The sequence below is a fragment of the Nonomuraea terrae genome, from assembly GCF_004348995.1.
In the GTDB taxonomy this organism is placed as follows: Bacteria; Actinomycetota; Actinomycetes; order Streptosporangiales; family Streptosporangiaceae; genus Nonomuraea; species Nonomuraea terrae.
Window position 1 is genome coordinate 24,706 of sequence record NZ_SMKQ01000066.1, and the last position, 14,056, is coordinate 38,761.

The 14,056-nt window shown below is 67.6% G+C and carries 14 protein-coding genes; 9 read left to right on the top strand and 5 right to left on the bottom strand.

Going from position 1 to position 14,056, the window contains the following annotated elements:
- Positions 1 to 78: 78 nt before the first annotated feature.
- Both E1286_RS21820 and E1286_RS21825 read right to left on the bottom strand, forming a co-directional pair.
- On the bottom strand, positions 79 to 1,101 hold the full coding sequence (locus E1286_RS21820) for a LacI family DNA-binding transcriptional regulator (protein ID WP_132615298.1): 1,023 nt from the start codon (positions 1,099 to 1,101) through the stop codon (positions 79 to 81).
- Between the two features lie 270 nt (positions 1,102 to 1,371).
- On the bottom strand, positions 1,372 to 2,145 hold the full coding sequence (locus E1286_RS21825) for a FadR/GntR family transcriptional regulator (protein WP_132615299.1): 774 nt from the start codon (positions 2,143 to 2,145) through the stop codon (positions 1,372 to 1,374).
- A gap of 272 nt (positions 2,146 to 2,417) precedes the next feature.
- Between E1286_RS21825 and E1286_RS21830 the strand changes: the two genes are divergently transcribed.
- The 5 genes from E1286_RS21830 (at position 2,418) to E1286_RS21850 (ending at position 8,690) form a co-directional block, all read left to right on the top strand.
- Positions 2,418 to 3,542, top strand: coding sequence for an ABC transporter substrate-binding protein (locus E1286_RS21830; protein WP_223190214.1), 1,125 nt, complete (start codon positions 2,418 to 2,420; stop codon positions 3,540 to 3,542).
- A gap of 4 nt (positions 3,543 to 3,546) precedes the next feature.
- On the top strand, positions 3,547 to 4,521 hold the full coding sequence (locus E1286_RS21835; RefSeq protein ID WP_165969838.1) for a carbohydrate ABC transporter permease: 975 nt from the start codon (positions 3,547 to 3,549) through the stop codon (positions 4,519 to 4,521).
- Positions 4,521 to 5,348, top strand: coding sequence for a carbohydrate ABC transporter permease (locus tag E1286_RS21840; RefSeq protein WP_132615301.1), 828 nt, complete (start codon positions 4,521 to 4,523; stop codon positions 5,346 to 5,348). The genes E1286_RS21835 and E1286_RS21840 overlap by 1 nt, the downstream gene beginning before the upstream one ends.
- A 55-nt stretch (positions 5,349 to 5,403) precedes the next feature.
- Positions 5,404 to 6,534 (top strand): mandelate racemase/muconate lactonizing enzyme family protein, encoded by a 1,131-nt coding sequence (locus E1286_RS21845; protein ID WP_223190216.1) that lies wholly within the window; start codon positions 5,404 to 5,406, stop codon positions 6,532 to 6,534.
- Between the two features lie 224 nt (positions 6,535 to 6,758).
- Positions 6,759 to 8,690: a right-handed parallel beta-helix repeat-containing protein gene (locus E1286_RS21850; RefSeq protein ID WP_132615303.1), complete on the top strand. Its 1,932-nt coding sequence runs from the start codon at positions 6,759 to 6,761 to the stop codon at positions 8,688 to 8,690.
- 61 nt (positions 8,691 to 8,751) lie between these two features.
- Here E1286_RS21850 and E1286_RS50365 read toward each other — a convergent pair whose 3' ends face one another.
- Complete coding sequence (locus E1286_RS50365) at positions 8,752 to 8,841, bottom strand: RICIN domain-containing protein (protein ID WP_246075030.1); 90 nt, start codon at positions 8,839 to 8,841, stop codon at positions 8,752 to 8,754.
- A gap of 925 nt (positions 8,842 to 9,766) precedes the next feature.
- Between E1286_RS50365 and E1286_RS21860 the strand changes: the two genes are divergently transcribed.
- The 3 genes from E1286_RS21860 (at position 9,767) to E1286_RS50375 (ending at position 12,682) form a co-directional block, all read left to right on the top strand.
- The gene (locus E1286_RS21860) at positions 9,767 to 11,224 is read left to right on the top strand and encodes an endo-1,4-beta-xylanase (protein WP_187368195.1); all 1,458 of its coding nucleotides are present in this window, start codon (positions 9,767 to 9,769) and stop codon (positions 11,222 to 11,224) included.
- Positions 11,225 to 11,934: 710 nt separating this feature from the next.
- Positions 11,935 to 12,351: an RICIN domain-containing protein gene (locus E1286_RS50370; protein WP_165969836.1), complete on the top strand. Its 417-nt coding sequence runs from the start codon at positions 11,935 to 11,937 to the stop codon at positions 12,349 to 12,351.
- The gene (locus E1286_RS50375; protein WP_246075031.1) at positions 12,236 to 12,682 is read left to right on the top strand and encodes an RICIN domain-containing protein; all 447 of its coding nucleotides are present in this window, start codon (positions 12,236 to 12,238) and stop codon (positions 12,680 to 12,682) included. The genes E1286_RS50370 and E1286_RS50375 overlap by 116 nt, the downstream gene beginning before the upstream one ends.
- Positions 12,683 to 12,787: 105 nt before the next feature.
- Here E1286_RS50375 and E1286_RS21875 read toward each other — a convergent pair whose 3' ends face one another.
- Positions 12,788 to 13,297: a hypothetical protein gene (locus tag E1286_RS21875; protein ID WP_132615305.1), complete on the bottom strand. Its 510-nt coding sequence runs from the start codon at positions 13,295 to 13,297 to the stop codon at positions 12,788 to 12,790.
- 123 nt (positions 13,298 to 13,420) lie between these two features.
- Between E1286_RS21875 and E1286_RS47995 the strand changes: the two genes are divergently transcribed.
- Positions 13,421 to 13,564: a hypothetical protein gene (locus E1286_RS47995; protein WP_165969839.1), complete on the top strand. Its 144-nt coding sequence runs from the start codon at positions 13,421 to 13,423 to the stop codon at positions 13,562 to 13,564.
- Between the two features lie 334 nt (positions 13,565 to 13,898).
- Here E1286_RS47995 and E1286_RS21885 read toward each other — a convergent pair.
- On the bottom strand, positions 13,899 to 14,056 hold a 158-nt coding region (locus E1286_RS21885), incomplete at its 5' end, for an integrase core domain-containing protein (protein WP_223189684.1).

Consider the following 14,056-nt stretch of genomic DNA (forward strand, 5'->3'; position numbering starts at 1 on the left):
TCGTGGGGTCAGCTTGCCCATCTGACGTTCGTTGCCCCGGACGTCAGATGCGATGAGGCGCCGTCTCTCTGGGTGGCGTCACGGTCGCATAGGGTTCCTCGGCGCCGCGCTGGAGCCGCGAACCACCAGGCGGGTCGGGAGCATGATCTGACTCGGCCCCTCCCAGTCGCCGCACACCAGCGACTTCAGCATGCGCGCGGCCTCGTACCCGAGCCAGTACATCGACTGGTCCACCGTGGTCAGCCCAGGCTCGGCCAGCGCGGACTCCGGTATGTTGTCGAAGCCGACCACCGACAGGTCGCCGGGAACGCTGAGCCCCAAGTCCTTCGCGACCTCCAGAGTCTTCAGCGCCATTCCATCGCTCGCCGCGAAGATCGCCGTTGGGCGGTCGGCCCTGTCCAGCAGCGCACGCGCGAGCGGTGCCGCGGACTCGGGATTGAAGTCTCCTCGTGCGATCAACTCCTGATCGACGGGAACACCGGCTTCGCCCAGCGCCTTCCAGTACCCCTCCTCGCGCGACCATGCCGCCTCGAGGCTGGACCGGCCCGCGATGAATCCGATACGCCGATGTCCCAGGCCAAGGAGGTGCTCGACCACTGTGGTGGCACCCGTGAGGTTGTCCGCCGTCACCGACGGCACCGTCGAGCCCTTCGCCGGATCGATCACCACCACCGGAGTGCCACATCGCACCTCGCCCGAGGGGGTGACGACGATGCACCCGTCCGTGAGCGTGCCCGCCAAGCGGGCCAGATGCCGCTGCTCCCAGCCCTCGGAATACGTCCCGTAAAGATCGCTGTTGGCGTAGATGATCAAGTCGAAGCCCGACTGGCTCAGCGCATCCATCACCCCTTTGAGCACCTCAGCCGTATAGGACTGGAAACTGTGGGTGACCAGGCCCAGAACATTGGTGCGGCTGCGCCGCAGGCTCGTCGCCACCAGACTCGACTCGTAGCCGAGCTGCTCGATGGCCGAACGGACCTGCGCGATGGTGCTCGCACTGACGCCGTAACGCCCGTTGACCACCCGCGACACGGTCGCGGTGGAAACGCCCGCTAATCGTGCGACATCACTCATCGACACCGGCGCACCGCCGTTGGCCATGCCGCCCTCACCAATTGCAATCGTTATCGGTTACGTTTGCAGCGCAAAGGTAAGCGATCGGGATGGGAGAAACAAGACCTTTTCGGCCGACCGTTCATCGGGTAGAAACGTTGGCCGGATCCCGCGGTCGGGGCCGGTATCGCGGCGCCATGACGACGAGAAGGCTGCCGGACGGACGTCAGCCGAGGCGTGGTCGCATCGGGTCCGCGGCATGTCGTCGAACCCGGTGACCGACAGCTCGCCCGGGACGGAGATGCCTTCGCGACGGCGCTAGCGTTGCAGGCGCACGGGGGCGCTGGGTGCGTTGCGCCGGACGAGCCAAGCCTCGGTGATGTGCGTGAACATCGCTTCGCTGGCGCCATCGGGGTCACGGGCGGCGATGCGTTCATAGATCCGGCGATGGCCCTGGTTGGACGCCACGCACAGGGCTCGTTCCGGCTTGCCCATGTATCGAGCGGTGTTGATCACTTGACTCTCCAGCGCCCGCACCACGCCCCGGGCGATGCGGTTACCGGATGCCTGCATGATCGTGTCGTGGAATGCGCGGTCGTGGTCGGCATACGTGACGTGGTCGCCCACGAGCTCGTCCATCCGGTCCACCAGACCACGCAGCCGCTCAATGGTCTCCTCGCCCGCCACCCGAGCGGCGAGATAGGCCATGTCGGACTCGAGCAGGCGGCGTGTGACGACGAGGTCGTCGAGGATCCCCAGGCTCTCGTCCATGTCGATGGTCGCCGCGAGGACGAGCTCGTCCAGCATGTCCCACATCGTGGGCGGGGTCACCATGGTCCCCGCGCCCTGGCGGACCTGGACGAGCCCTTTTTCCTGGAGGATCTTCACAGCCTCCCGGACGACCGTCCGGCTCACCGAGAAGGTCTCGCACAGCACGGGCTCGGGGGGAAGGGGCGTGCCCGACGGGTGCACCCCGCGGACGATGCGCTCGACGAGCTCCGCCGTCACCGCCTTGCCCAGGCTGGCCGGTCGTCGGACCCATGCGGGCGGGGGCACGGGGACGCTGCCGGGCGATTCCTGCGATGCCGTCATATCTTCCTCCGGTGACCTGCTAGGCCACCGGCAGTATACGTCATGCGTATTGACAGCATACATCATACGAATTATGTTCCCGGGACGACGGCCGGGAACGCCGGCCGCGCTCTGGAGAGTGAAGAGCTATGAAGCAGCGAACACTCTGGTCAGTCGTCCTTGCCACGGGATTGGCCGTGACCGGCTGCGGAAGCGCCGCACCGACGCAGTCCTCCCCCGGGGAGCCCAGAAGCAAGATCGTGGTCTGGGACTGGAAATCCGGCGAACCCGGCGTGACCTCCTACATAGAGAAGGCGAAGGCCGACTTTGCCACGAAGCATCCCGATGTCACCGTCGAGTTCGTGGCCCAGCCGTTCGACCAGTACTACACCCTGCTAGGCGCGGCCACCCAGTCGGGCAAGGGCCCCGACGTCATGTTGTTCAACGGCGGCGGGCAGATCCGCGACCGGGTCGACGGGCTCCTGCCACTGGACCAGTACGTGGCCGAGGACAAGCAGCGGCTGGCGGGCTGGGACGCCTTCAGCAAGGACGGCACGATCTATGCCGCCCCGGTGACCTTGCAGGGCCATCCGATCTACTACAACAAGTCGCTCTATCAGAAGGCCGGACTGGATCCGGCGAACCCGCCGAAGACGTGGGACGAGTTCGTCAGCGACTGCGCCGCCATCAACAAGGCGGCCGGCGCCAAGTGTTTCGCCCTCGGCAACAAGGAAGGGTTCGGGATCCAGTTCTTCATGTCGGGCCTCGGGCCGGGCATCCTGACGCCCAAGGAGTACGACGACTGGATCGCCGGAAAACGCGACTGGACCTCTCCGCATGTGAAGGAGATCTTCAGCCTGTGGAAGAAGGTCAACGACGACGGCCTGAACAACGACGGCGCCAACTCCACCGCGCTGTTCAACGACGCCTTCGCGCTCTTCAACACCGGCAAGTCCGCCACCGTCATCGGGCTGATGTCGGATGTCGGACACTGGAAGGACTTCGGCGAATTCCTGGGCGCCGACCAGGTCGGCGTCATGACCGCACCAGTGGTCACCAGCGGGGCCACGTCCGTCCTTCCCTACGACGGCGGCATCGGCTACGGGGTCGCCAAATCCACCAAGGATCCCGAACTGGCCGCCGACCTGGTGCGATCACTGACCTCGACCGGCGCGCTGACCGCGTTCTACACCGGCGCGGGCGCGATCACCTCCGACACCACGATCGACGTGTCGCAGGGCGCTCCCGCCGTGGCCGCGATCGTGCCCCAGATCAAGGACGGCAAGCCCGCCCTGCATGTCGCGTTGTCCTCCACGACTCTGGACCTGATGGGGAGGCTGTCCCAGCAGCTCCTGAGCGGGTCGGTGAGCGTCGACGAAGCGGTGAGGCAACTGGCCGCTTCGGACAAGGTGAGCTGATCGCGTGCCGATCGGAGGCTCGTCACCGGTGGTCCGCTCGGCCGCAGCGGAGCGGACCACCGGAGCACGGTTCGAGCGGCCAGGCCGCCACGGCGGCACCGGGGGGATCCCCCGCGGGGCGCGGGCCGAGCGTCTTGCGCCCTTCGTCCTGGTTGCTCCGGCCGTACTGATCATCGTGGCGCTGCGGTTGTGGCCGCTGCTGCTGGGCGTCAACTTCTCCTTCACGGGCGACGGCGAGCGTAACGGGACCTCTGTCGGCTTCGACAACTACGCGCAACTGCTCGACGACCCGTTGTTCCGCACCGCGCTGCGCAACGTCGGGCTGCTGGTGGTCCTGCTTCCCGTTGCGGTGGCGATCCCCGGCCTGCTGGCGACGTTCATCTACTTGCGGGTGCCCGGGCATCGGCTCTTCCGCGGCGTCTACTTCTTCCCGGCCGTGCTCTCACCGGTGATCGTCGGCGCGATCTTCAACCTGATGCTCGGCTTCGACGGCCCGTTGAACGCCGCCCTGGGAGCGATCGGTCTCGGCCCCATCGACTGGCTCGGCGACCCGGGCGTCGCCATGTTCACGGTCATCGGCGTGCACGTCTGGGCGACGTTCGGGATGGCCCTGGTGGTGTTCCTCGCCGGATTCTCCACCTTGGACGCCGCGCTCCTGGACGCCGCCCGGATGGACGGCGCGTCACTGCCCCGGATCATCTGGCATGTCATCATCCCGGGCCTGTCCCGCACCATCCAGTTCGTCTTCGTAACGACCATGATCGGAATGCTGACGTCCATGTTCGGCCTGCTGTACGTCATGACCAGCGGCGGCCCGGAAGGTTCGACGTACCTGCCGGAGTTCTACGTCTGGATCCAGCAGGGACGGATGAACCGCCCGGCACTCGCCTCGGCCGCATCGACGGTGTTGTTCCTCATCATGCTCGTGGTCGGAATCCTGCAGGTGAGTGTGCTCCGCCGCGCGGGGAGGGAAGACTGATGCCCGGCAAGCGCCTGGGCAGGTGGATGGTCGCCGTCCCGATGGCGCTCCTCGCGCTGGCGACCGTCTATCCCCTCGTGTTCACCACCAACGTCGCCATGAAGACGCGGCGGGAGTACATCCTTGACCGGTTCTCCCCCACGACCTCCCTGCACCTGGAGAACATCGCCGCGGCGTGGAACAGCGTCGGCATGGCGCGCTACTTCGCCAACTCGCTCATCGTGGTGACGGCCTCGGTGATCCTGCTGCTGCTCTTCGGGTCGATGGCCGGCTTCGCGTTGAGTCAGTTGCGGTTCCGCGGCTCCTCGGCGCTGTTCCTGGGCTGTCTGGCGGCGCTGTTCGTCCCGTTCCAGGTGATCATGGTGCCGTTGGCCCGGGTCATGGCGGACAGCGGTCTCATCGACACCTACCCGGGACTGATCCTGGCCTACGTCGCGCAATTTCTCCCGTTCACCATCTTCCTGATGACGAGCCACTACAGGACCATCCCCGTGGAGATCATCCACGCAGCGAGGATCGACGGCAACTCCACCTACGGCGTCTACCGGCGGATCATGATCCCGCTCGGTGCTCCGGCCCTGTTGTCGGTCGGCATCCTCGATGCCTTGTTCTGCTGGAACGACGTGCTCATCGCCCTGCTGATGATGCCGTCGCCAGAGCATCGCACCCTCATGGTCGGGGTCACCTCGCTGCGCGGACAGTACTCGGACAACATCCCCCAGTTCGCCTCAGGAGTTCTGATCGCCGCGATACCCGTCCTGTTGCTCTATCTCTTCCTTCAGCGTCAGATCGCCGACGGTGTCACCGCCGGCTCCACGAAGGGCTGACATGCGCGTTTCGGGGTATCGCACGTTGACGACGATGCACGAATGGGGCCGCCCCGTGGGTGACGCCAACGGCGTCTACGCCGACGGGAACGTGCCGGTGCCGATCATCATGGTGGACACCGACGAGGGGATCACCGGCATCGGCCTCGGGCCGCACACGCACCTCGACACCATTTTCGCCGCCATCGAAGGCGAAGATCCGCGCGGCGTCACGGCGCTCTACGACCGCATGTTGCGGCAAACCTTCAAGGCCGGCCACGCGGGCGCCGTGTTCGGGACCATCGGCGCGCTCGACACTGCCTTGTGGGACATCAAGGCGCAGGCAGCCGGCGAACCACTCTGGCGCCTGCTGGGCGGTCGCGACAGGCGGGTCCCCGCCTACGCCTCCGGCCTGGACATCGGCCTGACCGACGAGGAACTCGTCGCCCTCTACCAGGTCTACGCCCGGCACGGACTGCGGGCAGCCAAACTCAAGGGGGGCCTCGACATCGAACGCGATCGGCACCGCCTGGCGCTGGTACAGGAGGTGCTGACCGAGGCCGCGCACGGATCGCGGCCGGGCCTGATTCTCGATGTGAACGAAACCTGGACCCGCAAACAGGCGGTCCGGCACGTCTGCGAGCTCGAACGCACCCTGGACCTGGTCTGGATCGAAGAGCCGGTCCGGCGATGGGACGCCGAAGGTCTGGCCATCGTCGGCCGCGGAGTCCGCGCCTCGGTCGCCACGGGCGAGAATCTCACCGGGCTGGAGCAGTACCGACCACTGCTGGCGGCGGGGGCCGTTGACATCGTCCAGACGGCCGCAGTCTGGGGGATCACCCATTTCCTGCGAGTATCCGCTCTGGCGCACGCCCATGAACTGCCGGTCAGTCCGATCGGCACCACCCCGATCGCCTTGCTGCACGCCGCGACCTCGGTACCGAACCACATGATCAGCGAACTGCAGGACCTGCGGCCCCCACTCGGGGTGTCCCTCGACCTGACCGTCGAGGACGGCGGGTTCGTCCTCGGGGACTCCGCGGGCCTGGGCGTCACGATCGACGAGGACGCCATCACCTCGCTCACGCACCGGTCGGCCGACGTCATGACGGCCGGCACCCCCAACGTCCGGCCTGAGCACGCCGGACGGCGACTGCTGGCGGTGGCCGATCATCGCGCCGCGTCGCAGCGTCGGCTCACCCCCTAGCCCTGGAACCCACGACCGGACGGCGGGGCGAACTCGCACCGTTCGACGCCGCTCGTCCATGCCACATAGGTGCCGGAAGAAAGGGAACACCAGTGCGTCCAACATTCGTTCTGCGCGGGCGAACGCCGACTGCGGCGTCCGCCGCCTTACTGATCGCTGCCGGACTCAGCATCGGTCCTGTCGCCGCCCGGGCGGAGGCCACGGCCCCGGCGAACCGGACGATCGTGGTCGCGCCCGCCGGGACCGAGAACGCCGACGACAAGGGCCCAGGCAGCGTCGGGCGGCCGCTGGCGACGCTGGAGGAGGCACAACGGCGGGCGCGCGAGGCGGCGGCCGAGGGCAAGCACGATGTCACCGTCGAACTCCTCGACGGCATCTACCGGCTGACCGCGCCACTGCGGTTCGACGCCGCCGACTCCGGCCGGAACGGGCACATGGTGACCTGGAAGGCCGGGCGTGGAGCCAAGCCCGTGCTGAGTGGCGCCAAGCCCGTCACCGGCTGGGAGCTCGACGACGCCGCGACGGGCGTCTACAAGGCCCAGGTCGGCACGGGATTCGACAGCCGGCAGCTCTACGTCGACGGGGTATTGGCGCAGCGGGCGCGCATCAAGCTGGCACGCAGCGACATCACGTTGAACGCGGCCGGCTTCACCGTCAACAACCCCGACCTCGCCTACCTGGCCACACTGCCCGATCAAAAGCGCATCGACTTCCAGGCGATGTTGTCGTTCACCAACCGCTTCGCGCCCGTGCAGAGCATCTCCGGCTCCACGGTCGTCATGCAGCAACCGGCCTGGGACAACAACACCTACGGTTATGACACCATCCAGTCGCCGCTCCGCACGCCGACCTTCTTCCTGCTGAACTCAAGGAGGTTCCTGGACGAGCCGGGTGAATGGTACCTGGACCCGAGTGCCGGAACGCTCTACTACAAGCCGCTCGCCGGGCAGGATCTCTCACGTGCGCGCGTCGAGCTGCCGCGGCTGGAGTCGCTGCTGCAGGTCGGCGGAACGTACGACGAGCCCGCCCGCAACCTGCGGTTCGAGGGCCTGACCTTCACCGGCACCACGTGGCTGCATCCCAGCACTCCCAACGGCTACGCCAACCAGCAGACCGGCGTGTTCATCAGCGGCGTCCAGCCGCACCGGCCGGCCGACGCGTTCACGTCGTGCGCGTTCGGCTGCAAGGGGTTCGAAGGATCCCGCAACAGCTGGGCGCAGACGGCCGCGGCGGTCCAAGTGTCGGCCGCGGAGAGGGTCAGCTTCGTCGGCGACACCTTCGTCAACCTCGGTTCCGTCGGGCTCGGCATCGGCAACGACGCCAACGCCCATGCCGGCGGCGTGGGACTGGGCGCGCACGAGGTCACGGTCAGGGGAAACACGTTCACCGCGAGCGCCGGCGGCGGCATCGTGGTCGGCGGCGTACGACCCGACGCGCACCATCCCTCCGACCCGCGCATGGTCAACAGGGACATCAAGCTCAGCGACAACCGCGTCTACTCGACCGCGCGCGAATACCTGGACCAGGACGCGATCTTCGCCAGTTACGTCACGCGGCTGACCATCGAGCACAACTACGTCTCGGACATGCCGTACACCGGCATCGGGGTCGGCTTCGGCTGGGGCGCCAACGACCCGGGCGGCAGCCCCGAGTACCTCAACCGCGGGCTCTACGACTTCCAGCCGATCTACGACACGCCGACGACCTCGAGCGACGTCCGCGTGGTCGGCAACCACGTGCGCAACGTCGTCCAGACGATGTTCGACGCCGGCTGCTTCTACACCCTCTCGGCGATGCCCCGCAGCACGATCGAAGAGAACTACTGCGAGAACAGCGGGCAGCTCGGCCTGTACTTCGACGAGGGCTCCCGGTACCTGTCGGCGAGCCGCAACGTGTTCGTCAACACCGCGGCACAGTGGGCGCACGCCAACAACCAGAACGGCAACCGCACCGGCGACCTCACGCTGATCGGCAACTACGCCACCAACCCGGCGATCACCGGCATCGTCGACGGCCAGCGCGGCAACATCGCACGGGACAACACCACCATCACCCCGGACAACCTCCCCGAAGAGGCCAGGCGGGTGATCGAGCAGGCTGGTCCGACCGGCCCGTACCGCGGCGCCCCCGACCCCCAGCGCCCGCCGGTCGAGTAGCGGAGCACCTTCGCCGGAAGCGGAGGACCGCCTCCGGCGAAGGTGTGTCTCACGACGGCCCTCAGGTGGGGGTCCAGCGCTGGTTGCGGCGCCCCTCGCAGTCCCACCACTGCACCGCCGCGCCGTCGGCGGTGGCGGCGACGCCGGGCACGTCCAGGCAACGCCCGGAGCCGAATCCCCTGATCTGCCCGGCGGTGGTGGAGCCGGCGTCGTGGTGGACGAGCCGCCGTCCAGGCCGAAGAAGCGTACGGCGTGCGCGGCCATCCCTGGTCGCGGCAGGTCGTGGCCAGCTCCCGTGATGGTGTACGCCTCGACCTGCCCGGAGCCGAACCGAGTCCGTCCGGATTGCGGGCTGTCGGTGGAGGTCGGGTCCGGCCCGGCCCGTGCGCGTCGGTCCACCGGTCGATCTCCTCCTGCAGCATCGTGAACGGCAGCACGGAGTCGGCGGTGCCGTGCCAGGCCATCACACGCGGGCAGGGCCCGGTGCAGCCGGGGTGAGCGTTCCTGACCAGGTCACCCCACTGCTGCGGCGTCTTGTCCCCGCACCCGGCGGGCCCGAGGCGACCGTGGGGAACCCCCGCGAACAGCGCGCCGGCCCTGGACGCGTCCGGGTACGTGGCGAGCAGGTTGTCGGTCTCCATCGCGCCGGAGGAGAGGCCGGTGGCGAACACTTGGTTGCAGCGGGTTCGGCGAAGGCACCGGCCGAGCGCGCTTACCTCGCGTTATCGGCTCTGGCCGCAGTCGACCGGCGAGAGCGTCGCCATGAAACTTTCACCTGAGCCGCCACCGGGCGAGCCAGGCCGAAACTTTCAAAGGCCAGAATTCGCAGATCATGCCAGTATCACTGACACAGCCATGAGCCTGCTTAGCCGAAAGTTTCACACCATCCTTGACAGCTTTCGGCGACCTTTCCACACTGAGTGCCCGAGGTGATCTCCCCTACCAGCTCGGCGGTGCTCAACAGAGGGCTGCCGTCCCGACGCCTGTGGTGTGTGTCCCCACTGGGACGCGGCGTCGGTCCCGCGGGTGTGTCCCGCACGAACCCTGCCCCAAGATTCGCATACGGAGGCTCCAGCATGCGTGTCAACGCGATGTCCCCACCTACCGTCAGGCGGCCGCTCGGCGCGCGCCGCCGGGCACTGGTCACCGGCGCCCTCGGCGCACTCGGCCTGATCACGGCACTGGCGACGGCGATTCCGGCCGACGCGGCGGCCGGCACGCTCGGCGCGGCCGCCGCGCAGAGCGGCCGCTACTTCGGCACCGCCATCGCCTCGGGCAAGCTCGGCGACTCCGCCTACACGACGATCGCCAATCGCGAGTTCGACATGGTGACGGCCGAGAACGAGATGAAGATCGACGCCACGGAGCCCAACCGGGGGCAGTTCAACTTCACCAGCGGGGACCGGGTCTACAACTGGGCCGTGCAGAACGGCAAGCGAGTACGCGGGCATACCCTGGCCTGGCACTCCCAGCAGCCGGGTTGGATGCAGTCGCTGTCGGGCAGTTCGCTGCGCCAGGCGATGATCGACCACATCAACGGCGTCATGGGCCACTACAAGGGCAAGATCTACGCCTGGGACGTGGTCAACGAGGCCTACGCCGACAGCGGCGGCGGACGGCGCGACTCCAACCTCCAGCGCACCGGCAACGACTGGATCGAGGTGGCCTTCAGGACCGCCCGGGCCGCCGACCCGGCCGCCAAGCTGTGCTACAACGACTACAACATCGACAACTGGACCTGGGCCAAGACGCAGGGCGTCTACAACATGGTCCGCGACTTCAAGTCGCGCGGCGTGCCGATCGACTGCGTCGGCCTGCAGTCACACTTCAACAGCAACAGCCCCTACAACAGCAACTACCGCACGACCATCCAGAGCTTCGCCGCGCTGGGGGTCGACGTGCAGATCACCGAGCTGGACATCCAGGGCGGCTCGGCCACCACGTACGCCAACGTCGTCAACGACTGCCTGGCGGTGCCGCGGTGTACCGGCATCACGGTCTGGGGTGTTCGCGACAGCGACTCCTGGCTCGGCGCCAACACCACCCCGCTGCTCTTCGACAGCAGCGGCAACAAGAAGGCCGCCTACACCGCGGTGCTCAACGCGCTCAACGGCGGCAGCACGACGCCACCCGGTGGGGGCGACGCCGGGCAGATCAGGAACACGGCCTCCGGCCGCTGCGTGGACGTGCCCAACTCCAGCACCACCGACGGCACCGCGGCGCAACTGTGGGACTGCAACGGTCAGAGCAACCAGCAGTGGACGCAGACCTCAGCAGGGGAATTGAAGGTGTACGGCAACAAGTGCCTGGACGCCGGAGGCACGGGCAACGGCGCCAGGATCCAGATCTACTCCTGCTGGGGTGGTGACAACCAGAAGTGGCGCGTCAACTCCGACGGCACCATCGTGGGCGTACAGTCCGGGCTGTGCCTTGACGCCGTCGGCGGCGGCACCGGCAACGGCACGGGGCTGCAGTTGTACAGCTGCTGGGGCGGCAGCAACCAGAAGTGGACCTACAACGCGAGCACCGCGTGACCTTCACCGGCTGGTCGCCCTGGCGCCCGGGCCTGCCGGCCCGGACCAGATCCACCTGCTGACCGCACCCCGGTGCGACCTTCCCTCGGCCCCGGTGAGACGCCGAGGGAAGGTGAGCCAGGCCCGTGCGGAGCGGCCCTCGACAACGGTCCCGAGCGGCCCAGCAGCCGTCGCACGCCCGTGATCGTCCACTGGTTGTTGGTGCTGTTGTTCGGCGTCCACATGGACACGAGGCCGTCGGCAGTGCCGGCGGCGCAGCTCTGCAGCGACATCTCGGCGATGCCGGACGCGGCGCCGAAGTCGCCGTCGATCTGGAACGCAGGCCGTATAGGTGGGAGATGTGCCACCGCCGCCGGTCTGCCACATGCCCCACAACGCGCCGTCGACGACCGGTGTCCCCCGCCACGCGTCGGTGTTGTGGTAGGTCACCCAACCACCGGCGTCGTCCTGCACGCGGCGCTCACCTGCCGAGGCGGCCCAGGCGGCGGCACTGTGAAACTTTCACAGGCGGCGAGCGGTGCGGCGCGATCTCCTTGGAGGCAAAACCCCAGGCGGGGAGACGTTCCAGCCATGTAGCCGGCACATCCCCCGCTCTGGCCGCCGCGCTCCCCTCGAGTCCTCGGTCTCGCCGCCACCGCGCAGGGCGCGCAGGGCGCACAGGGCGTGCTCGCCGACGACAACGGCGCGAACGACAACCTCTGGACGTTCCAGTGAAGCGCGTGCTCGCGGTTCTCTCGTCACTGCTTCTCGTGGGCGTGTTCCTCACGCCCCAGGCGTCGGCCGCGACGCTCGACACCAACGCGTGGTACGTGCTGGTCAACCGCAACAGCGGCAAGGCGCTGGACGTCTACGACCTGTCCACCGCCGACGGCGGCCGGATCACCCAGTGGACCCGCGACAACGGCAACCAGCAGCAGTGGCAGTTCGTCGACTCCGGCGGCGGCTACTACCGGCTGAAATCCCGCCACTCCGGCAAGGTCGTGGACGTCTCCCCCTTCTCCACCGTCAACGGTGCGAACATCGTCCAATGGGCCGACCACAACGGCACCAACCAGCAATGGAGACTCGCCGATTCCAGCCGACGGCCACGTCCGGCTCATCAACCGCAACAGCAACAAGGCCCTTGAAGTCCGGAACGCCTCCACCGCGGACGGCGCCGACATCGTCCAGCACGACGATTGGGGCGGCACCAACCAGCAATGGCAACTCGTCCCGGTCGGCACCTACACCAACCCGGTCGTCTGGCAGGACTTCGCCGACGGCGACATCATCCGGGTCGGCGATGCCTACTACTACTCGGCCTCGACGATGAACAACTCGCCGGGTGCGCCGATCCTGCGCTCCTACAACCTGGTCGACTGGGAGTACGCCGGTCACTCGATCCCGAGGCTCGACTTCAACTCGGCCGCCTACGACCTCAACGGCGGCCGGGCGTACGTGAAGGGTATCTGGGCCTAGACCCTGAACTATGCACGTCCTTCCACCTGTGGTGGAGCCTCCGAGGCGCACCTTCATGCTCTTGATCATTACACGCATGTTGCACACGCCACCCGGCCACGAGCCTCAGGTGGCGGCGTCGTTCAAATAAGCGATCCATTCGCCCTGCTTGACGACGACGGGCGGGGACGGCTGTGCGGGCCAGATCTGCAGGTAGTGATGGTTGCCGGCGATATCCGGCCGCTCCTCAAGCGTGCTACGGACGTGGTAACGCAGCCGGTGAAGGCCCGGACCAGCGGGTAGCGGAGGAAGGCGGCGCACCGCCGTATCATCCCAGTCCATGCACCATCCGATCAGGGAGACCTCGCCGGTCGCCGACAGGAAGTCGATCTCCACGATCTCCTCGTACCCGTCGAGATCGGCACCCGGGTCGTGGTCGGCAATAGTCACCGTGAAGGGAATGCCGTCGCCGTGCTGATACACGATCGACAGCTCGGCCATGGCCTTCCGCACCGTGACGAGCGCGACGGACCACACCACGTCGCCCGCGTCGTCGCCGTCCCAGTCCGTCAGCAAGACCGTGCTGCAGTCCTCGACATCCACTTCCGCCCGGACGGTCTCCGCATAGGGGCTCATAGACGGCGAGCGTAGAGCCCGCCACCGACAAACCGGCCAAGTTCAGCGCCGATCTCAAACGTACCCACTGCCTTCTCAGGGGTCGGGGTACGAGAGGTGCCCCCGCTATAGCGGGTTTCATGCGTGCTGCAACAACATCCGCGGCCGGCCGAGGATCGATTCAGGTTGATCGCGCTGATCAGGGAGAGAGCGGAGTCTGCGCCCGAATTTCGCGAGTTCCTGAAGACGTTCCCGGAGGCCGCCGGGCTGCTCGATGCAGAGGACTGACCTGGTCATGCGGCGGTGCGGCGTTCGGTCGGCGCGTTCGGTGCATGCGGTGCGGCGGGCGTGCGGCGCCCGGCCCGGTGTCCCGCCGCCGTCCGGGACCGGGCCCCAGGCCGCACGCCCGGACTGCCGGCGGGCGGAGGGCCGGGTGTACGGCGGCGCGCCGCGCCGCCGCTTGAGTACGCCGTGGAATTGGAAGAGCTTTCGGCAAATCCGCTGCACAAGGCCAAGTTCCGCAAGGCCAAGGTGAGCGACGAGATCGATCGGCGCTCGGTGGTCAGCCCCAGCAGGCGCGTGAACTGCTCGGGGGCTCACCCCGAGGTGTGGACACCGGTTGTCATGCGGCGAGCAGCACCCTATCGACGGTCTGCTGCTCGTAGTCGATCGGGCTGAGGTAGCCGATGGCGGAATGTCTCCTGCGGGTGTTGTAGCGGGTGATCCACTTGAAGACGGCCAGGCGAGCCTCACGCGCCGAGGACCAGCCCTTGGCACCCT